The sequence below is a fragment of the Janthinobacterium sp. LS2A genome, assembly GCF_036543145.1.
GTDB classification, from domain to species: Bacteria; Pseudomonadota; Gammaproteobacteria; order Burkholderiales; family Burkholderiaceae_D; genus Janthinobacterium; species Janthinobacterium aestuarii.
Genome location: NZ_JAZHPB010000001.1, coordinates 1,234,982 through 1,254,080, shown reverse-complemented (window position 1 = coordinate 1,254,080; position 19,099 = coordinate 1,234,982). Strand labels below are relative to the sequence as shown.

General features: G+C 66.8%; 15 protein-coding genes. 3 read left to right on the top strand and 12 right to left on the bottom strand.

The window, feature by feature from the left end; translation table 11 throughout:
- Positions 1 to 16: 16 nt before the first annotated feature.
- The 6 genes from V3C40_RS05680 to V3C40_RS05655 all read right to left on the bottom strand — a co-directional run bounded on the left by V3C40_RS05680 (position 17) and on the right by V3C40_RS05655 (position 9,112).
- Positions 17 to 1,822: a PHA/PHB synthase family protein gene (locus V3C40_RS05680; RefSeq protein WP_331776817.1), complete on the bottom strand. Its 1,806-nt coding sequence runs from the start codon at positions 1,820 to 1,822 to the stop codon at positions 17 to 19.
- A 62-nt stretch (positions 1,823 to 1,884) separates the two neighbouring features.
- The gene (locus V3C40_RS05675) at positions 1,885 to 5,382 is read right to left on the bottom strand and encodes a PAS domain S-box protein (RefSeq protein ID WP_331776816.1); all 3,498 of its coding nucleotides are present in this window, start codon (positions 5,380 to 5,382) and stop codon (positions 1,885 to 1,887) included.
- The gene (locus V3C40_RS05670) at positions 5,379 to 6,521 is read right to left on the bottom strand and encodes an FIST signal transduction protein (protein ID WP_331776815.1); all 1,143 of its coding nucleotides are present in this window, start codon (positions 6,519 to 6,521) and stop codon (positions 5,379 to 5,381) included. The genes V3C40_RS05675 and V3C40_RS05670 overlap by 4 nt, the downstream gene beginning before the upstream one ends.
- A gap of 14 nt (positions 6,522 to 6,535) precedes the next feature.
- Complete coding sequence (locus tag V3C40_RS05665) at positions 6,536 to 7,594, bottom strand: HD domain-containing phosphohydrolase (protein ID WP_331776814.1); 1,059 nt, start codon at positions 7,592 to 7,594, stop codon at positions 6,536 to 6,538.
- Positions 7,595 to 7,645: 51 nt separating this feature from the next.
- Positions 7,646 to 8,149, bottom strand: coding sequence for a chemotaxis protein CheW (locus V3C40_RS05660; RefSeq protein WP_219329458.1), 504 nt, complete (start codon positions 8,147 to 8,149; stop codon positions 7,646 to 7,648).
- A gap of 60 nt (positions 8,150 to 8,209) precedes the next feature.
- Positions 8,210 to 9,112 carry a sensor domain-containing diguanylate cyclase gene (locus V3C40_RS05655; protein WP_331776813.1) on the bottom strand — a complete coding sequence of 301 codons (903 nt, stop codon included), beginning with the start codon at positions 9,110 to 9,112 and terminating at the stop codon, positions 8,210 to 8,212.
- Between the two features lie 356 nt (positions 9,113 to 9,468).
- On the opposite strand from V3C40_RS05655, the gene V3C40_RS05650 reads away from it, so the two are divergent.
- The gene (locus V3C40_RS05650; RefSeq protein ID WP_331776812.1) at positions 9,469 to 9,702 is read left to right on the top strand and encodes a hypothetical protein; all 234 of its coding nucleotides are present in this window, start codon (positions 9,469 to 9,471) and stop codon (positions 9,700 to 9,702) included.
- On the opposite strand, the gene V3C40_RS05645 is transcribed toward V3C40_RS05650, so the two are convergent.
- Complete coding sequence (locus V3C40_RS05645; protein ID WP_331776811.1) at positions 9,699 to 10,601, bottom strand: LysR substrate-binding domain-containing protein; 903 nt, start codon at positions 10,599 to 10,601, stop codon at positions 9,699 to 9,701. The two genes, V3C40_RS05650 and V3C40_RS05645, sit on opposite strands and share 4 nt — an antisense overlap.
- A gap of 125 nt (positions 10,602 to 10,726) precedes the next feature.
- Here V3C40_RS05645 and V3C40_RS05640 point away from each other — a divergent pair, with 125 nt between their 5' ends.
- Positions 10,727 to 11,377, top strand: coding sequence for a glutathione S-transferase family protein (locus tag V3C40_RS05640; RefSeq protein ID WP_331776810.1), 651 nt, complete (start codon positions 10,727 to 10,729; stop codon positions 11,375 to 11,377).
- An 18-nt stretch (positions 11,378 to 11,395) separates the two neighbouring features.
- Complete coding sequence (locus tag V3C40_RS05635) at positions 11,396 to 12,421, top strand: LLM class oxidoreductase (RefSeq protein WP_331776809.1); 1,026 nt, start codon at positions 11,396 to 11,398, stop codon at positions 12,419 to 12,421.
- A gap of 6 nt (positions 12,422 to 12,427) precedes the next feature.
- Here V3C40_RS05635 and V3C40_RS05630 read toward each other — a convergent pair whose 3' ends face one another.
- From V3C40_RS05630 to V3C40_RS05610, 5 genes are all read right to left on the bottom strand, one after another.
- A complete protein-coding gene (locus V3C40_RS05630; RefSeq protein ID WP_331776808.1) occupies positions 12,428 to 13,714 on the bottom strand; it encodes a DUF445 domain-containing protein in 1,287 nt (428 codons plus the stop codon).
- A 59-nt stretch (positions 13,715 to 13,773) separates the two neighbouring features.
- A complete protein-coding gene (locus V3C40_RS05625) occupies positions 13,774 to 15,171 on the bottom strand; it encodes an amino acid permease (RefSeq protein WP_034751289.1) in 1,398 nt (465 codons plus the stop codon).
- Positions 15,172 to 15,382: 211 nt separating this feature from the next.
- Positions 15,383 to 17,170 (bottom strand): MFS transporter, encoded by a 1,788-nt coding sequence (locus tag V3C40_RS05620; protein WP_331776807.1) that lies wholly within the window; start codon positions 17,168 to 17,170, stop codon positions 15,383 to 15,385.
- 35 nt (positions 17,171 to 17,205) lie between these two features.
- A complete protein-coding gene (locus V3C40_RS05615; RefSeq protein WP_331776806.1) occupies positions 17,206 to 18,300 on the bottom strand; it encodes an N-acetylglucosamine-6-phosphate deacetylase in 1,095 nt (364 codons plus the stop codon).
- Positions 18,301 to 18,303: 3 nt separating this feature from the next.
- Positions 18,304 to 19,071, bottom strand: a complete 768-nt coding sequence (locus tag V3C40_RS05610) for a DeoR family transcriptional regulator (RefSeq protein WP_034751280.1) — start codon at positions 19,069 to 19,071, stop codon at positions 18,304 to 18,306.
- Positions 19,072 to 19,099 lie beyond the last annotated feature (28 nt).

Genomic DNA, 19,099 nt, shown 5'->3' with positions numbered 1-19,099 from the left:
CGCTCGGTTGTCAGTATCAGGTTTGCAGCACGTAGCGGCCCGGCGCGTCGCCCAGGCCGGGCCCCATGGCCGGCGGCGCCACTTGCGCGTCGGAGCGCTGCGCCAGCCACGCCTGCCAGGCGGGCCACCACGAACCGTCATGGTGCGGCACGTCGCGTTGCCAGCTGTCCGCGTCGATGTAGGGTGCGTCGTGGCCGTGCGTGGCCAGCTGGTAGCTGCGCCGTGGCTGGCCCGGCGGCGAGACGACGCCAGCATTGTGGCCGCCCGAGGTGAGTAAAAAAGTGACGTCCGTGTCGGTCAGCAGCTGCAGCTTGTACACGGAGCGCCACGGCGCCACGTGGTCCGTCAGGGTGCCGACGGCAAAGATGGGCGCATCGATGTCGGGCAGGGCGATGTGGCGGCCCGCCGTGCGGTAGCGGCCTTCGGCCAGGTCGTTGTGCAGGAACAGACGGCGCAGGTATTCCGAGTGCATGCGGCAGGGCATGCGCGTGGCGTCCGCATTCCAGGCCATCAGGTCGCTGTCCTGCTCGTCTTGTCCCAGCAGATAATGGCGCAGCTGGCGCGACCAGACCAGGTCGTTCGAGCGCAGCAGCTGGAAAGCGCCCGCCATCTGCTTCGTATCGAGGTAGCCCTGTTTCCACATGGCCGCTTCCAGGAAGCTGACCTGGCTCTCGTCGATGAACAGCGACAGTTCGCCCGGCTCCTTGAAATCCACCTGCGAGGCCAGCATGGTGAGGCTGGCCAGGCGCGCATCGCCGTCGCGCGCCATCGTGGCGGCGGCGATCGCCAGCAGGGTGCCGCCCAGGCAGTAGCCGGCCGCGTGCACGTGCGGCGCGCCCGTGATGCGGGCAACGGCGTCGAGCGCGTCCATCACGCCCAGCTGGCGGTAGTCTTCCAGCGACAGCTCGCGGTCTTCTTCCGTGGGGTTTTTCCAGGAAATCATGAACACCGTGTGGCCCTGGCCCACCAGATAGCGCACCAGCGAATTGTGCGGCGACAGGTCGAGAATATAGAACTTCATGATCCACGCGGGCACGAACAGCAGGGGCGTCGCATGCACCGTGGCGGTCGTGGGCGCGTACTGTATCAATTCGATCAAGTCGTTGCGGTAGACCACCTTGCCCGGCGTGACGGCCACGTTCCCGCCCACCTTGTAGCGGCGCGTGTCGGACGCATACGGTCCCATGGCGGCGCGCTGCCAGTCTTCGGCCAGGTGCTGCGCGCCGCGCGCCAGGCTGGCGCCGCCGCTCTCGAGGGCCGCTTGCTGGACCACGGGATTGGTCAGCATGAAGTTCGACGGCGCCAGCATGTCGAGCCACTGGCGCACGGTAAACGTGACGACATCCTCGTGGTGCGGCGTGACGCCGCGCACGCCCGTGGTGGCGCGGTGCCACCATTGCTGCTGCAGTAGGAAACCCTGGTAGACGAGGTTGTACGGCCAGCGCCGCCAGGCCGGATCGTCGAAGCGCCGGTCCTGCGGCAGCGGCGCGATGCATGGCGGCTCGAAGGCGCCGCCGGCCATGGCCGATTGCAAGGCATATTGCTGCCAGCGGCCGATCTTCTTCCACGCTTCCTGCAGCAGGGTTTGCTGCTTCGACGGCGCCAGCGCCAGGTGGCTGAGCCAGTCGGCATAGGCGTTGCCCAGCGCGGCCGGCGAAATGCCGCCCGTGAACTTGCCCAGCCAGGCGTTCAGCAGCAAGTCCAGGGTGGCGCCTTCCGGCGCGCTTTCCGGATAGTCCGGCGCCGGCACGCCTTGCCAGGCGCTGCCCAGGCGCTCATGTTCAACGTCGTGCGCCGCTTCGCTCGGCTGCGTCTTGCTCATCCAGGGCTCCTGTCATTTTTTTACAGGATAGCAAGAGCTTGTTTAAAAAATTATGATCTACATCAAGTTTGGCCGGATGCGTGCAGCATGTGGCTTGCCGCCTGGATGGCCGTGTCCGTTTCCTGCACAAACAGCCGCAGCTGCTCTTCCAGCGCATCGAGCCGCGCCAGCAGCGCACCCTGCGGCGCCGTTGCCGCTTCGCGCTCGATGGCGGCGGCGATGGCGACGGCCGGTGCGGCGCGGAAATTGGCCAGCAAGCCGGCCAGCGTGTGCGCCTGCCGGCTGACGGTGGCCCGGTCGCCCGCGCGCAGTGCCGTGCGCAGTGCCTCCAGCTGCGCCGGCAAGCCGGTCAGGAACGATGCGCCGATGATGCCGATCACGTCGGCGTCGGCCTGGGCCAGCGCGGCGCCGTAGCCGAAGCGCGGCGTCTGTTTGTTTATCTGCAGCACATGCTGCTCGATCAGGCTGTGGAAGGCGGCCGTGCGGAACGGCTTGGACAGGTAGTCGTCCATGCCCCCGGCGATGCAGCGTTCCCGGTCGCCTTCGAGGGCGCTGGCCGTCATGGCGATGATGACGCTCCGCGGCATGCCTTGCGCTTCGCGCGCGCGGATCTGCGCGGTGGCTTCGAAACCGCCCATCTCCGGCATTTGCAAGTCCATCAGGATCATGTCGAAATGGCCGGCGGCCTGGCAATCGAGGGCGATGCGGCCGTTTGCCGCGTGCGTGACGCGGTGGCCCGCATTCGACAGCAGCACGGTGGCCAGTTCGCGGTTCATGGCGTTGTCCTCGACGAGCAGGATGTCCAGGCCGGGCATGCTTTCGCGTACGGCCTGGCGCGTCGCCACGGGCGCGGCGCTGGGCATGCCGCGGCGGGTGCCCAGCACGCTCATGGCGACGGTCAGCAATTCCTCGGGGCTGGCAGGCTTGAGCAGGTAGCCGCCAATGCCCAGTTCGCGGCAGCGCGCCGCGTCGCCGAGGCTGCCGCAGGACGACAGCATGACGATGGGCGCCTGGCTCCAGTGGGGCAGGGCGGCCAGCGCCGATGCCGTGTCGAAGCCGTTCATGCCGGGCATGGCGAAGTCCATGATGATGCAGTCCGCCGGCAAGGCGCCGCGGCAGTGCGCCAGCGCCGCCTCGCCCGACTCGCAGGCGGTGACCGTGGCGCCGCTGTGCTCGAAGATCCGGCGCAGGATGGTCAGGCTGCTGGGATTGTCGTCCACCAGCAGGATGTTGCGTGCGGCCAGCGAGGCGCCGGGCGGCGGCGCCAGGGGCTGCTGCTCGCCGATGGGCAGGGCCAGGTCCACGGTGAAGCAGCTGCCCTTGCCCAGTTCGCTCGTCAGGCCGATGCCGCCATCCATCATCGTCACCAGGCGGCGCGTGATCGACAGGCCCAGCCCCGTGCCGCCGAAGCGCCGCGTGGTCGACCCGTCTTCCTGCTGGAAGGCGTCGAAGACGGCCTCCTGCATGTCGGCGGCGATGCCGATGCCCGTGTCGCGCACGCTCAGGCGCAGGCTGGCCACGCCATCGCCGCTGGCGCGCAGCCGGGCGCTGACGACCACCTCGCCCTGCGGCGTGAACTTGATGGCGTTGCCCGCCAGGTTGGTCAGCACCTGGCGCAGCCGGCCCGGGTCGCCGAGCAGGGTGTGCGGCAGCGCGGGGTCGACGTCGAGCACCAGTTCCAGGCCGCTGGCCTGCGCCCGCATGGCGTGCGCGCGCATGGTTTCCTGCAGCAGCTGGCGCAGGTCGAAGGGGATGCTTTCCAGGGTCAGCATGCCCGCCTCGATCTTCGAGAAATCGAGGATGTCGTTGATGATGCACAGCAGGGCGTCGGCCGAGGCCTTGACGATTTCCAGGTATTTGCGCTGGTGGGCATCGAGATCGGAATCGAGCACCAGGTCCGTCATGCCGAGGATGCCGTTCATCGGCGTGCGGATCTCGTGGCTCATGTTGGCCAGGAATTCGCTCTTCGAGCGGCTGGCCGATTCGGCCACTTCCTTTGCCAGCAGCAGCGCGCGCTCGGCCGCTTTTTGGCTGGAAATGTCGACGATGGTGCCCACCAGACCGTGCAGGCTGCCGTCGGACTTCAGCAGGGCCGCCTTGCTGCACAGGACATCGACCTGCCGCTTGCCGACGGTCAGCCGGTCTTCATACGACTGGTTGCCCCGGTCCTGCAGCAGTGCCAGGTCGTGCTGCAGCGCTTGCTGCGCCTGCTGCTGCGGCAGGATGTCGGCCACCGTCAGGCCCGGGATGCGCGCCTGGTCGAGGTGGAAGAAGGCGCAGAAGGCGCGGTTGGCGCGCAGGTAGCGGCCCTGTACATCCTTCAGGTACAAGGGGATAGGGATGGTTTCGATCAGCGCGTCGACGAAGTTGAGGTTGTGGCGCAGCTCGCGCGCCGCCTGGCGCCGCTCAGTGATGTCCGTCAGGCTGCCCGTGATGCCGGCCAGCCGCCCCAGGCCATCGCGTTCGGCGCGCGCGCACACGTCGATCCAGCGCACGTCGCCATCGCGGGTCACGTAGCGCGCTTCATGGCGCATGCTGTCGACCTGGCCGCCCAGCAGCTGGGACAGGCCGGCCGCGGCGCGGTCGCGGTCGCGCGGATCGACGAATTGCAGCACGCTCTTGCCCAGGCTGTCGGCGGCGCCAAAGCCCGTGATGGTGTGCCAGGCGGGGTTCAGGAAGGTCCAGGCGCCGTGCAGATCCGTGCGGAAGACCACTTCATTGAGGCTGTTGACGACGTTGCGGTATTCGCGCTCGCTTTTCGCGATGGTCTCGGCCATGCGCTTGCTGTCGCTGATTTCCGTGCGGATGGCGATGTACTGATAGGGTTTTCCGGCCGCGTCGAGGAAGGGCACGATGGTGGCGTCGACCCAGTATTGCCCGCCATCCTTGGCATGGTTGCAGATTTCGCCGTGCCACACGTGGCCGGCCGTAATGGTTTGCCACATCTGCGCAAAGAAGGCGTCCGGATGCGCGCGCGAATTGATCAGGCGGTGCGTCTTGCCGACCAGCTCTTCGCGCGCGAAGCCGCTGATGGCGCAGAACTTGTCGTTGACGTAGATGATAACGCCGGCCGTGTCCGTGATGCTGACGATGGCATGCTGGTCCATCGCGAAGCGCTGGTTCTGCAATTCGATGCGGCGCAGTTCCTGCTGCGACACCAGCTCGGCCAGCAGCACCGACAGGCCTTCGATATCGTCCTCCTGCGGCAGGCGCAGGCCGGAATCGTTGTTGTCGAGCAGGCGCACGGCCGCCACGCGCAGTGACTGGATCACGCGGTTGCGGCTGGCCAGTTCCGTGCGCAGCAGGTCATTCGTCATGCTCAGTTCATTCGAACTCAGTTCCAGGCTGCGCGAGCGCAGGTCCAGGTCGCGTTCGGACTGTTCGTAGGCGCCGTCGATGCGCTGCAGCAGGGCTGGCAAGCCGGCCAGGAAACCGGCCAGTTCGGGCGGCGTGTCCGCCTGTCCGCACAGTGTCTGCGCCTGTTCCAGCAGGGCGGCGCAGGCGGCGTCCGAGTCGATATCGCAGACGCGGTTCAACTGGCGTGCCAGGGTGCGGTTCATGCTTCGCTCAATACAGTCACGGTCATCGTCTGGTTGTGCAGCTGGCATGCGCCATGCGGCTGGGCGATGCCGATTTCGCCGTTCGAGTAAAAACCGGCGATGCAGGCCGCGCCGCCCAGCAGGTCGGCCACGGCTTCGACCTCTTCCTCGGCCCGGTCGCCCATCACCAGCTTGCGCCCAACGCAGCTGACCAGCAGGGCCAGCTGGTCGCCCTGCGCATCGGCGTGGGGCTCGACGCCGCGCGCGGCCGTCTCGGCCCCGTCGATCAGCCGGTTGGTACTGGAATGCATCAGTCTCAGGTAACCGTCGGCGAGGATGTCGCCGGCCAGGGTCAGCGAACCTTGCTCTTCATCGACGGCGAGGATGGTGCGAAACACATTGCTTTTTTCATGCGCCGCCGTGAGCATTTCAAACGGGAACAGCAGGCCTGAAGCGGGCAGGTCGCGCGCATGGTCGCCCAGGTACAGCTTGTAGATGTCGAGCGCCCGCGCGCCATCGAGGCCATACAGCACGTTGTCGACGCAGCGCGTCACCTTGCGCGCGGGGCCGAACGCTTCCCAGCCCGCATGGCTGCCGTAGCCGAGGCGGATGCGTTCGCCGTACAGGCCGACGGCGACGATGGTATTGTCGGCCGCGCCGCGCGGGCCCAGGGTCCACGTCTGGAGGAAGGCGCCGCCGTCCGCCGCCAGTCCGCCCGACACCGTCACGCCAGGCGGCAGGTTCGCCTGCAGGCCGGCGATCAGGGCGCTGCCGTTGATGGCCACGCCCGTGCCCAGCATGAAGACGGCCGTCAGGCCATCGTGCGGCAGGGCCTGCGCCAGGCGCTCGCCCGCGTCGTGCGAATCGGCCATGTCGCAGATGATGGCATCGGCAATCGCCACCGTGGTGTGGGCGAAGCGGATGGCCGTGATGACGCAGCTGTCGTCGTGGACGCGCTTGCCGGCGATCTCGCCCGCCGTGGAGCAGCCGGCGATGACGGCGCCGGGCAGCTGCCGGCGCAGCGCCGCGCTCAAGCCTGGCGTGGCAAAGTAGGGGCAGGCGCCGAAGACCAGCACCAGGTCGGGGGCCATGGCGGCCAGCGGCGCCAGGGCCGCATCGAAGTCAGCATGGCTGTTCAGGATCAGTTGTTGCACGCGCATGGCAGGCTCCTCGCTTACAATGGGTGGGCGTGTTGCTGGACGGGGTCGGGCAGGCTGTCGCGGATGGCGAGCACCTCGTCCCAGGCGTCCAGGAAGGCGTCGAGGCACAGCGGGCAGAAATGGCTGTCACGGTTTTCCTCGAGGTACTGGCGCGCCTGCGCCAGAGGCCAGGCCGGCTTGTACGGGCGCTCCGAGCTGAGCGCGTCGAAGACGTCGGCCACGGCGACGATGCGCGCCGACAGCGGTATCTGCTCGCCCGCCAGGCCGTCCGGATAGCCGCTGCCGTCATATTTTTCGTGGTGGCCGCAGGCGATTTCCTCGGCCAGGCGGATCAGCGGCGAATCGCTGCCAGCGAGGATATGGCCGCCGATCTTCGCATGCAGGCGCATGATGGCCATTTCATCGGGATCGAGCCGCCCCGGCTTGAGCAGGATATGGTCGGGCGTGGCCAGCTTGCCCACGTCGTGCATGGGCGCCGCCTTGAGCAGCAGGTCCTGCCATTGCGCATCCATGCCCAGGTTCCTGGCGATCAGCGCCGAGTAGCGCGCCATGCGCATGATGTGGGCGCCCGTTTCCGGGTCGCGGAATTCGGCCGCCCGCGCCAGGCGCGTGACCAGTTCCATCTCCCTGGCCGTGACGTTGGCGATGGCCTGGGCCACTTCATGTTCGAGCAGCTTGGCGCGGTCGGCCAGCATGGTTTGCGCCGTGCGCAGGGCCAGCAGGTTGCGCACGCGCAGGCTGAATTCGATGGTGTCGACGGGCTTGGTGAGAAACTCGGTGACGCCCAGCGAAAAGGCTTGCTTGCGCACGGCGCGGTCGTTTTCCGTGGTTACCATGATGATGGGGATGTCGGCCATGCCGCCCATCTTGCGGAAAATGCTGAGGAACTCGTTGCCCGACAGGCTGGGCATCCGGTAGTCGAGCAAGACCAGGTCCGGCACGTGCGATTCGCACCAGTACAGCGCATCGACGGGATCGCTCATGCAGACCGTCTCGATGCTGCTGGCCTTGCACGCCAGGGTCGATAGCAGGCTCAGGTTGGTGTCGTTGTCATCGACGATCAGGATGCTCATGGTGTCTCCGGCGGATGGCGGTCAGGTGGCGGACGGACGGCGGCGGCTGGTTCAGGCCGCCAGCTCGCCCGTGGCGTGCATGCCCAGGCCCGCCAGCAGGCTGTCCATGTCGAGCACGATCAGCATGCGCTCGTCGAGGGCGCCGATGGCCGTCACGTGGCCGGCCATGGCCGAACCGTGCAGCTGCGGCGGCGGCTTGATCTGCCCCGGTGCCAGCGGCACCACATCGGCCACGCGGTCGACCACGATGCCGGTGGCGCCATGCGCGAAGACGAGGATGATCACCACCGTCGAGGCATCGTATGCGGGCTCGGCCTGGCCCAGCGCGATGCGCAGGTCGGCCAGCGGCACGATGCTGCCGCGCAGGTGGATGAAGCCCTTGAGGAAGGCGGGCGCGTTGGCGATGCGGGTGACGGCGCCGTAGCCGCGGATTTCCTGCACCAGGCCGATGTCGATCGCGTATTCCTCCTTGCCCAGTCCGAAGACCAGCAATTCCCGTGCGCCCGCTTGCGCCCGTTGGCCCGCTGCGGCGGCATGTGTCGTGGTCGTTTCCATGTGCTTGCTCCTGTCAGGTGCTGCGTACTGCATGGGACTGCGAGGGTCGCCGGGCGGGGTTCAAGCCTGCTCGACGCGGTTGCGGCCATTTTTCTTGGCCTGGTACAGGGCGGCATCGGCCTGCGTGAAGCCCGCTTTCCAGTCGCCGTCGGCCGGCAGCGGCGCCAGGCCGATGCTGATCGTCGCGGCGATGGGCGCGTGCTCGACATCGACCTGCGCCGCGGCCACGGCAAGGCGGATGCGCTCGGCCACCTGGCGCGCCCTGGCCAGGTCCGTATGGGGGAACAGCAAGCCGAATTCCTCGCCGCCCACGCGGGCGACGACATCGGCGGCCCGTGCCTGGGCCAGGATGATGGCCGCGATGGCTTGCAGCACGGCGTCGCCGGCCGCATGGCCATGCTGGTCATTGACATGCTTGAAGAAGTCGATGTCGGCGATGCCGATGGTCATCGGGTGGCCCGAGCGCTTCGAGCGCGCCGCCGTGCGCACGGCGTGGATCTCGAAGGCGCGGCGGTTGGGCAGCTGGGTCAGGGGATCGCTGAGGGCGATGCGCTGCAACTGCTGCCAGCGGGCCGCGTTCTGCTGTTCGATGGCCAGTTCGCGGCGCTGGTCGATGAAAAAGGCGCCCATGAAGTTTTCATCGTCCAGGGTGCCCAGGTCCATGGCCTTGAGCACGATGGGCAGCATCGTGCCATCGCGGTGGCGAATGGCGAAATGGCGCTTGTGCCCCAGCACCCGGGACTTCTTGTAGCCGGCCAGATACGCGCCGATCTGCGCGCCATGCTGCTCGCGCACGGCGTCGGGCAGCAGCGCCTCGATCGGCTGGCCCGGCAAGCTGCCTGCGGCATAGCCGCTCAGCGCATACATGGCGTCGTTCGCATAGCGGATGCGCGAGCCCGCATCGATGATGACGGCGGCGTCATCGGCGGCGTCGAGCAGGCGCAAGGCCAGGATTCTGTTCATCTGCTTGTCCCCTACAAAGAAGGTGGAGATACCGGGCGGTCGAGGCAAAGAGGTCTGCCGAACCGCCCTGGGCGCTCCTTTATACTCATCATACATCAAATAAAAATGATTTCAACGAATATTGTGATTTTCATGATTTCATTTGGATTTTCGACACAGCTAAGTTCGGGGGCGTATGGCGTAAACAGCTGACGCTGGGCCATTTCTTCCTATGGTGAGCAAAGTTTTCTTCTTCGTTTCGTTTGCTCACGGAAAGGAAAAATGATTTTTTCGTGAAATTATTTATTGTATTCGGTAAATTTATGTAGCAAAATGCAGTGAAGCAACACCATTCACTGTGGATAGGGGAGACGGACATGCATACGAAGATGTCGGCAAGGGGCAGTGCAGAGGCGGGCAAGGGCTATCCACACAGGGCGCAGGTGCGCCATGCATCCATGCAGCGCCTGAAGGCGATCGCTTACCTGGCCCTGTTGCTGGCCGTGGTGCCGGCCGCGGCCTGCATCGCCACGGGGCGGGCCGGCGTGCCGGTGCCGTTCAGCGCTATGTGCGGCGTGGTGTCGTGCGCGGCAGGCGAGCACGGACTCTAGCGCGCGGCCTGCGCCTCCTCGCGTATCCATGCCATGAATGCCTGGACAGCAGGGCGCGTGGCCGCGTCGGGCCGCGTCACCAGGTAGTAGGCAAAGCGCGCGGGCCAGGGCAAGTCCAGCACTTGCACCAGGCGTCCCGCGGCGATTTCCTCCTGCGCGTACAGCTGCGGCACCAGGGCCAGTCCCTGTCCCGCCTCGGCCGCGCGTATCAACAGAAAATCATCTTCGAAGGCCGAGCCGCGCAGCGCCCGCGCCGCATCGGCACTGCCGTCCGGGGCGCCATGCGCGGCCAGCCACAACGGCCAGTCGGCGCGGTCCGTATCGTGCAGCAGCGGGTAGCGCAGACAATCGCCGGGCGTGGTGATGGGCGGCTGGCCTGCCATCAGGGCGGGGCTGGCGACGGGCACCAGCACGGGCGCCATTAACCGCGTCGCCTGCAAACCCGGATAATCTCCCAGGCCGTGGCGCAAGGCCACGTCGACCCTGTCGCGGCGCAAGTCGACCAGCGCCGACGTGGCTTCCACGCGCACTTCGATTTGCGGGTGGCGCTGGTTGAAGCGGCCCAGGCGCGGTACCAGCCACGCGGCGGCAAAGGTGGCGACCGTGCTGACGGTGAGCGTCTGGCGGCCACCCATGTCTTCCAGCGCCTGGCTGGCGCCGGCGATCTGCGCAAAGGCACCCAGCAGGGTGGGGTGGACCATGGCGCCCGCTTCGGTCAGGCGCAAACCCTGGCGTTCGCGCGTAAACAGGGGCATGCCGACCCGTTCTTCCAGCAGGCGGATTTGCTGGCTGACGGCGCCCGACGTCACGTGCAGCGCTTCGGCGGCGGCCTTGATGCTGCCGCGCTGGCCCACTTCGACAAAGGCGCGCAGTGCCTGGAGCGGTAAAGGATGCTTCATCGATATAGTTTTTCTATAGTAAGACAGCAAAAATCATCGTTTCCATTCGCTGAAAATAAGAGCGAGGATGGCGGTGTTTGCAACGCTTATTTTACTTCAGTAAAACTATATCGACAGGATACTCCATGCACAGCATCACATCCCCTGCGGGTTCGCTTGAACTCTACACCGACAGCTCGCCCAACGGCTTCAAGGCCACGATTGCACTGGCCGAACTGGGCTTGCCGTATCAATTGCGCCATGTGCGCATCGAGCAGGGCGAACACCGGCTGCCCGCTTTCCTGGCCCTCAATCCGTACGGGCGCATTCCCGTGCTGGTCGACCACGAGACGGGCGTCACCGTGTTCGAGTCGGCCGCCATCCTGCTGTACCTGGCCGAGAAGACGGGGCGGCTGCTGCCCGCAGCGCCCGCGCAGCGCTGGGCCGCCATCACCTGGCTGCAATTTCATGCGGCCAGCATGGGGCCGATGCTGGGCCAGCGCGTGCATTTCGAGATCGCCGACGCGGGCGCGAACGTGCCCGCCACGGCGCACTTTCGCCGCTTGTGCGACGCCGCGCTAATCGCCATGAATGGCCGCCTGGCGGCCAACGCCTACCTTGCCGGCGACGGCTATTCCATTGCCGACATCGCCAGCTTCGGCTGGCTGCACATCGCCCGCATCGTCGGCTTCGATTTATCCGCCTGGCCCCATGTCAGCAGCTGGTACGCCCGCGTGGCGGCGCGTCCGGCCGTGCAGCTGGGCGTCACTATCCCCGCGCCCGCCACGGGCGCCTGATTTTTATCGAGGAACAGCATGAGCAATGACATCACGGAAGGCGCCTCGTCGCAGGCCTTCACGCAGCACCGCGGCTACCGCCGCATGTTCGCGCCCGGCGCGCTTACCCTCGGCATTTACCTGCCGCTGCGTTTTTACCAGGGCGACATGCGGGCGCTGGCCGGCCAGGCCGACCTGGTCGCCGCCATGGACAGGCAAGGCTTCGCCGCCGCCTGGGTGCGCGATATTCCCCTGTTTGACCCGCGCTTCGGCGACGCAGGCCAGCTGTTCGACCCGTGGACCTATCTCGCCTACCTGGCGGCGCGCACGGACTCGCTGGCCCTGGCCACGGGCAGCGCCATTTTTACCCTGCGCCATCCCATCGACCTGGCCAAGGCGGCCGCCAGCATCGACCAGCTGTCGGGCGGGCGCCTGGTGCTGGGCACGGCCTCGGGTGACCGCGCCAGCGAATTTCCCGCGTATGGCGTGCCGTACGATACGCGCGGCGAACGCTATGCGCAGGCCGTGCACCTGTTCCGCCAGTTGCTGCGCCCTGGCCCCGCGCATGTCAGCAGCCCGCTGGGCAGGATTGAGGGCCTCGAACTGCTGCCGAAGCCCGTGGCGGGCGCCATTCCCCTGATCGTCACCAGTTCCTCGGGGCAGCCGCTTGAGTGGATAGGGCGGCATGCCGATGGCTGGCTGACGTATCCGGAAGCGACCGGTACGCCGGACGGGCCGCGCCGGCTGGCGGAAAAGATCCGCGCCTGGCGCCAGTGCATCCCGGATGGCGGCTTTCGTCCGCACATGTGCAATGAGTGGCTGGACCTGGTGGACGACCCCGACTATCCGCGCACGCCCGTGCGCAGCGGCTATGTGCTGCGCACGGGGCGCAAGGGCTTGATCGATCTGCTGGGGGAATGGCAGGAAGCGGGCGTCAACCATGCGGCACTGGGCATCCAGCATGGCCAGCGTCCGGCCGCCGAGGTGCTGCAGGAACTGGCGCAGGAAGTGCTGCCGCATTTTCCGTCGCATGCGGCGCCGGCCAGCGCCGTGCCGCGCTGGTAAGTATGGTTAGAACGCCTGGCTGGCGGCGTAAATGAGCAAGCCGGCCAGGCCGCCCACGATGGTGCCGTTGATGCGGATGAATTGCAGGTCGCGCCCGATGGCCAGTTCGACGCGCTCGCTCATTTCTTCCTTGCTCCACAAGTCGAGGCGGGCGGCGATGAAGGCGCCCACTTCGCCCCGGTAACGGCGCACCAGCGAGCCGCTGCCGGCGACGATGGCGCCGTTCAGCCATGCCCGCGCATGGTCGTCCGTGCCCAGCACCCGGCCCGTGTTGCGCGCCACGCTGGCGATCGCTTGCGCCAGCACGGGCTGGTCCGCGTGCAGGTCGGCCAGCACGCGCGTGCTGATGTGCTTCCACACGTCGCCCAGCATGGCTTGCACCGTATCGCTGGCGACCAGCTGCAGCTGGTAGCGGCGCACCGTGTCCTGCCACTGCGGGTCGGCCTTCAGGTGCAGCGCGCTGTCGGCGATCCAGCCGGCGATGCGCTGGCGCAGTAGGTGATCGGGATCGAGGCGTACGGCGATGGCGAATTTTTGCAGCGAGGCGATCATGCGCGGCTCGTACGCTTTCACGGCTTTTTTGATCAGCGCGTTCTCGATCTGGAAGGCGCCCAGCACGAAGTCGCCGATGGCCGCGTGGTGCGCCTCGTCGTCGAGGTAGGCGGCGCCGCGGTCGAGCAGGAAGTCCAGCAATTCTTGCGGCTTGCCGTCGGCGATCAGTGCATCGATGCAGTCGGCCGCCACGTCCGACAGGTTCAATTGACCGAGGTAGCCGCTGGCCTGTTCGCGCAGCAGCTGCCCCAGCTTGTCGTGGTCGGCCATCGCCAGCAGCTGCTTCGCCACGCCGGCGCTGGCGACACCCAGTTGCCGCGCGTGGGCCTCGTCGGCCAGCCAGGCGCCCAGGCGCGCGGCGGGGTCGGCTTGCGCGATGCGCTCGGCGATGCCTTGCTCGGTAATGAAATGGTTTTCCACGAAGGCGCCCAGGCTGCGCCCGATGTCGGCCTTGCTGTTCGGGATGATGGCCGTATGCCACAGGGGGATGCCGAGCGGGTGGCGGAACAGGGCGACGACGGCGAACCAGTCGGCGATCGCGCCCACCATGGACGCTTCGGCAAACGCTTCCACATAGCCCCAGGCCGGGTGGCCGCCGCGCTGCGAGCGGGCCACGGCAAACACCAGCGCGGCGAGCAGCAGCAAGCCAACGGCCAGCCACTGCATGCTGCGCAGGCGCGCGCGCTTGAGCTGGTCCGTGCTGTGGTCCAGCTGTTTGATGAGGTCGGGGGAGCGTTGCATCGATGGCGGTCTGCTGGGTTGCGAGACCGCCATCTTACTGCGATGTCGCAGTGGAGGGATTACTGTTGGGGATGCAGCAGTGAACGGCGGCGCGCGTAGCCGAAGTAGATGACCAGGCCGATCACGAGCCAGATGGTAAAGGCCACCCAGGTGACCCAGCTGAGGAAGGTCATCAGGCCCACGCACAGGATCACGGCCAGCGCCGGCACGTACGGCACGCCAGGGCAGCGGAAGGCGCGCGGCAGGTCCGGGCGCTTCTTGCGCAGCACCACGACGGCGACGGAGACCATCGTGAAGGCGGCCAAGGTGCCGATGTTGATCAGCTCAGCGAGGATGTTGAGCGGGATCACGGCGGCGATCAGGCCGAAGACGATGCCGACCAGCCAGGTGGCGAAGAACGGCGTGTGGAAGCGCGGGTGCACGGTCGACAGGCGCTTGGGCAGCAAGCCGTCGCGCGACATGGCGAAGATGATGCGCGTCTGGCCGAAAGCCATCACGAGGATCACGGTGGTCATGCCGAGGATGGCGCCCAGGTCGACGAAGCCGGCGATCCAGTTTTCGCCCGCATATTGCAGGGCCAGCGAGACGGGATGGTCGACGCCGAGGAATTTTTGATATGGCACGATGCCCGTCATGATGGCCGACACCACGACGTACAGCACGGCGCACACGGCCAAGGATCCTATGATGCCGATCGGCAGGTCGCGCGACGGTTTCTTGACTTCCTCGGCGGCCGAAGTGACGGCGTCAAAGCCGATGAAGGCGAAGAAGACGAGGGCGGCGGCGCTCAGCATGCCGTGGTAGCCGAACGGCATGTAGGGCTGCCAGTTGGCCGGCTGCACGTGGCGCGCGCCGAAGATGATGAACAGCAGCACCACGCCCACCTTGATGGCCACCATGATGTTGTTCAGGCGCGCCGATTCGCGCACGCCCCAGCCCAGCATGGCCGTCAGCAGCAGCATGATGACGAGGGCGGGCAGGTTGATGAAGGTAGTCACGCCAGGCAGGGCGCCGGGTGCGGCCGTCAGGGCGACGGGCAGGGCGATGCCAAAGCCCGACAGCAGCGACTGGAAGTAGCCGGACCAGCCGACGGAGACGGCGGCCGCGGCCAGGCCGTACTCGAGCAGCAAGTCCCAGCCTATCATCCAGGCGGCCAGCTCGCCTAAAGTGGCATAGCTGTAGGTATAGATGGAGCCGGCCACGGGCACGGTGGAAGCGAATTCCGCATAGCACAGGGCGGCGAAGCAGCAGGCGACGGCCGCCACGACGAACGACAGCGACAGGGCGGGCCCGGCCGTCAGGGCACCCGTGCCGGTCAGCACGAAAATGCCCGTGCCGACGATGGCGCCTATGCCCATGAGGACAAGGTCGAAGGGCCCCAGCACTTTCGCCAGACCTCCCGGTTTCTTGCTGTGGGCGATCATGTCATCCAAATTCTTGGTTCTAAATAAGCTCACTGTGTCTCCTGGTGGTTTTTGTCATGGCGCCATTGCCGCCTCGTGAGTAGCACGACGCAGCCAGATTCTAGCCCACGCGCCCTTGATTCCAGAAGGAAAACCGTACGGTGCCGTGCGCGCCAGCCCCGCAAACTTGTCCGGCAGGCAAAAAAACAGCCCCGGATGGTGGCCCGGGGCTGGAAAGGAGACTGCTACAGTTGGTTACTCTGGCTTACTTGGCAAAGTGCGCTTCGATCTCTTCCAGGGTCTTGCCCTTGGTTTCCGGCAGCAGGAAGGCGGCCGCCAGGAAGTACAGCACCGTGCAGCCGGCGCCGAAGAAGAACAGGGTCGAATAACCGTGCAAGCCCACGGTCGGCAGGAAGATGGCGGCGATCACCGTCGAGACGAACTGGTTGACGAGCAGCGCGATGCTCATGCCGTTCGAGCGGATGCGCGTCGGCATCAGTTCGGATAGGGCCAGCCACACGCACACGCCCGGTCCCACGGCAAAGCTGGACACGAACACGCAGATGGCGATCGCCACCAGCCAGCCGTGCGTGGACGAGGGCACGGGGCCCAGGCTGGCCTTCTCGATGCGCAGCGGCGCTTCGCGGCCGGCGGCCGGGTCGGCGAACGGGTTCAGGTGCAGCTTGCGGAAGAACACGCCAATCACGCTGTCGGGCTGCACGGCCTCGTCGCGGGCGATCGTCACCTGGCGCAGCACGGCGTCGTCGCTGCGCAAGCTTTTTACGTTCGTGAACGGGCCGTAGGCGTAGGCGATGGTCAGCTGCTGCGGCGTGCCGTCGGCCGCCGCACCCAGGGCCGTCAAGGTGGCCGCATCGAGCTGCAAGGCCAGGCCATCGGCCTGCACCTGCGCCGCGATGGCGGGGCGCACGTCGACCAGGTGGGCTTCGGCGCCGCGGAACAGCAAGCCGGCCGCCAGCAGCGAGACGACGATGCCGCCCGTGCCCAGCATCAGCAGGAACTTGCGGCCCTTGCGGTCGACCAGCAGTACGGCCACCACCGTCATCACGGCATTGAGTACTTTCAGTAAGACGTCCGCCATGTTGGCCGAGGCGCCCGACAGGCCCGCCTGGTTCAGGATATTGACGACATAGGCGAGGATGGAATTGATGCCCGTCGCCTGCGTGCAGGCGAGGATCAAACAGGCCAGCAGGAAGGGCAGCACGTAGCGGCGGCTCAGCAGCGGGTCTTTCGCCTTGCCGCTGGCCTTGGCCGTATTCTCGGGCGTATCTTGCATCTCGCGCAGTTCGATGTCGGCGGCGGCGGGCAAACGCGTGCGCAGCAGCGACTGGCGCGCCTGCTCGATGCAGCCCCGTTGCGCCAGCCAGCGCGGCGACTCGGCCAGCAGCAGGGCGCCGACGGTAAACACGAGGCCCGGTGTCAAGCAGACCCAGAAGATGCTGCGCCAGGCCTGGTCCTTGGCCGTGAAGATGGCGGCGGCGCGGCCCGCTTCCGGCAACGCTTGCGCGGCCTGCGTGGCCGCTTCCACCGTCTGCGCCTGCATCAGGCCGATCAGGGCGGCCGCCACCAGGCCGATGGTCAGCAGCAGCTGGAACAGGGCGGCGCCCCGTCCACGCTGCTGCGCGGGCAGGCATTCAGCCAGGTAAAGGGGCACGACGACGCCGATCAAGCCGCCGCTGATGCCTTGCAGCAGACGGCCAAGCAGCAGCGGCGTGTAGCCGTCGGCCAGCGCGATCAGCGGGATGCTGGCGCTGAACAGGGCACCGGCCAGGAACATCACCCAGCGCCGGCCCAGCAGGTCGGCCAGGGCGCCGGCGAACAGCGACGACAGGACGGAGCCCAGCAGCACGGCGGCGACGATAAAGCTCAGTTGCTGGGCCGTCAGTTTCCAGGCCACGGAGGCCGTCGATTCCAGGTAGGGCAGGGCGCCGGCGATGATGCCGATGTCTATGCCGTACAGCAATCCCCCCATGCCGGCAATAAATAGCAGGTAGCGCATGGCCCACACGGGGGCCTTGTGTGACGTGTCGTGCATGGTAACTCCGGGACGGGGTTGAGGTTGTGGATGGTCTAGCGGGTGGAAAGATCGATGGCCGTGCCTTCGACGAAGACGGACACTGGCTGTAGTGTGGAATCGAGGACGACGATATCGGCCCAGGCGCCCGGCGCCAATCGGCCCCGTTCGGACTCGCCCAGGTAGTCGGCCGGGTACAGCGACAAGCGGTTCGAGGCGTCGGCCAGGTCCAGGCCCAGGTCGACGAAATTGCGCAGGGCCTGGTCCATGGTCAGCACGCTGCCGGCCAGGGAACCGGTGGCCAGGCGCACGCAGCCCAGGCATTTGTAGACGCGCTGCGTGCCCAGGCCGTACTCGCCATCCGGCATGCCGGTGGCCGAGGTGGCGTCCGTCACGCCGTACAGGCGGGGGATGGCGCGCAAGGCCGCGCGCAGGGCGCCCTTGGCCACGTGCTGCAGGTCGGGGATGATTTCCGCGTATTCGGCATGCGCGAGCGCCGCGCCCACCATGCCCGGGTCGTAATGCGTCATGCCCGTCATGCCGTTGTACAGGTGGGTAAAGCCGGACACGCCGGCGTTCAGCGCCGCCACGCCTTCGTCATACGTGCCGGCGCTGTGGCCGATCTGCACGCGGATACCCATCGCCGCCAGCTGCGGGATCAGTTCCAGGTGGCCGGGGATTTCCGGCGCCATGGTCAAGACCTTGATGGGGGCGATGGCGTGGAAGCGCTGCACCAGCGCCAGGCTGGCCTGCACGACGTCGGGCGGCTGCGCGCCCAGGCGATGCAAATTCAAAAACGGGCCTTCCAGGTGCACGCCCAGCATGCGCGCGCCGTTGGCCGGGCGCTCGGCGATGACGCCGGCCAGGCCTTGCAGGGCGCGCAGGATCGACGGTTCCTTGGCTGTCAGGGTCGTGCCCAGGAGGGCCGTGGTGCCGTGGCGCGCGTGCACTTGCGCCACGGTGGCGCCAGCGTTCCCGCCTTCCATGATGTCGACGCCGGCCGCGCCGTGCACGTGCAGGTCGATGAAGCCGGGCAGGATGGTCAGCGCGCTGTCGGCGGCAGGGTCTTCTTGTATCTGGACGATGCGCTGGTCAAAGGTGATGGTGCCCGTGATCCAGCCAGATGGGGTAAGGATTCTGCCGCTCAGCATGTGTTATTCCGCTATAAAAAGTTCGATGCCCAGCTTTTGCAGCCCTTCGCGGTACTCCTGGCTGATGCTGGCATCGGTGATGACGGTATCGACCCGGTCCAGCTGCACGATGCGGTGCAGGCTGACGCGGCCGAACTTCGAGGCGTCCGTGAGGACGATGATTTTCTTGGCCCGTTCCACCATCTTGTGGTTCAGGCTTGCTTCCGCTTCGTGGTGGGTGGTGACGCCAAACTGCAGATCGAAGCCGTCCACGCCCAGAAACAGCTTGTCGAAGCTGTAGGCCTGCAGACAGGTTTCCGCCTGGCTGCCCTGGATCGACAGCGACTGCTTGCGCAGCAGGCCGCCCGTGAGGATCAGGTCCACGCCGGGCGCGTCGGCCAGTTCCCACGCGATGTTCAGGCCATTCGTGGCCACCGTCACGCCGGTCGCATCGCGCAGATGGCGCGCCAGCGAGATGGTGGTGGTGCCCGAGTCGATGATGATGTTGTCGCCCGGTTCCACCAGCCGCGCCGCATAGGCGCCGATGCGCTCCTTCTGCTCGTGGTTGATGGCGTCTTTCTGGCGTATCGTGTGTTCAAGCGGGGGCGTGCGCGTGAGGGTCGCGCCGCCGTGGCTGCGCGTGGCCATGCCTTGCGCTTCCAGCGCATTCAAGTCGCTGCGGATGGTGACAGCGGACACGCCGAGCTTTTCCACCAAGTCGGTCACTTGCACCGAGCCCTGCTGGGCAAGCATTTGGAGGATGGATTCACGGCGTTGGCTGGTATTTCGCATGGTGGCGGGCTCGGTAAAAAGTGAAAAT

Coding starts and splice junctions, on each gene's coding strand:
- V3C40_RS05680 (WP_331776817.1), bottom strand. CDS start 1,822: ATGAGCAAGACGCAGCCGAGCGAAGCGGCGCACGACGTTGAACATGAG.
- V3C40_RS05675 (WP_331776816.1), bottom strand. CDS start 5,382: ATGAACCGCACCCTGGCACGCCAGTTGAACCGCGTCTGCGATATCGAC.
- V3C40_RS05670 (WP_331776815.1), bottom strand. CDS start 6,521: ATGCGCGTGCAACAACTGATCCTGAACAGCCATGCTGACTTCGATGCG.
- V3C40_RS05665 (WP_331776814.1), bottom strand. CDS start 7,594: ATGAGCATCCTGATCGTCGATGACAACGACACCAACCTGAGCCTGCTA.
- V3C40_RS05660 (WP_219329458.1), bottom strand. CDS start 8,149: ATGGAAACGACCACGACACATGCCGCCGCAGCGGGCCAACGGGCGCAA.
- V3C40_RS05655 (WP_331776813.1), bottom strand. CDS start 9,112: ATGAACAGAATCCTGGCCTTGCGCCTGCTCGACGCCGCCGATGACGCC.
- V3C40_RS05650 (WP_331776812.1), top strand. CDS start 9,469: ATGCATACGAAGATGTCGGCAAGGGGCAGTGCAGAGGCGGGCAAGGGC.
- V3C40_RS05645 (WP_331776811.1), bottom strand. CDS start 10,601: ATGAAGCATCCTTTACCGCTCCAGGCACTGCGCGCCTTTGTCGAAGTG.
- V3C40_RS05640 (WP_331776810.1), top strand. CDS start 10,727: ATGCACAGCATCACATCCCCTGCGGGTTCGCTTGAACTCTACACCGAC.
- V3C40_RS05635 (WP_331776809.1), top strand. CDS start 11,396: ATGAGCAATGACATCACGGAAGGCGCCTCGTCGCAGGCCTTCACGCAG.
- V3C40_RS05630 (WP_331776808.1), bottom strand. CDS start 13,714: ATGCAACGCTCCCCCGACCTCATCAAACAGCTGGACCACAGCACGGAC.
- V3C40_RS05620 (WP_331776807.1), bottom strand. CDS start 17,170: ATGCACGACACGTCACACAAGGCCCCCGTGTGGGCCATGCGCTACCTG.
- V3C40_RS05615 (WP_331776806.1), bottom strand. CDS start 18,300: ATGCTGAGCGGCAGAATCCTTACCCCATCTGGCTGGATCACGGGCACC.
- V3C40_RS05610 (WP_034751280.1), bottom strand. CDS start 19,071: ATGCGAAATACCAGCCAACGCCGTGAATCCATCCTCCAAATGCTTGCC.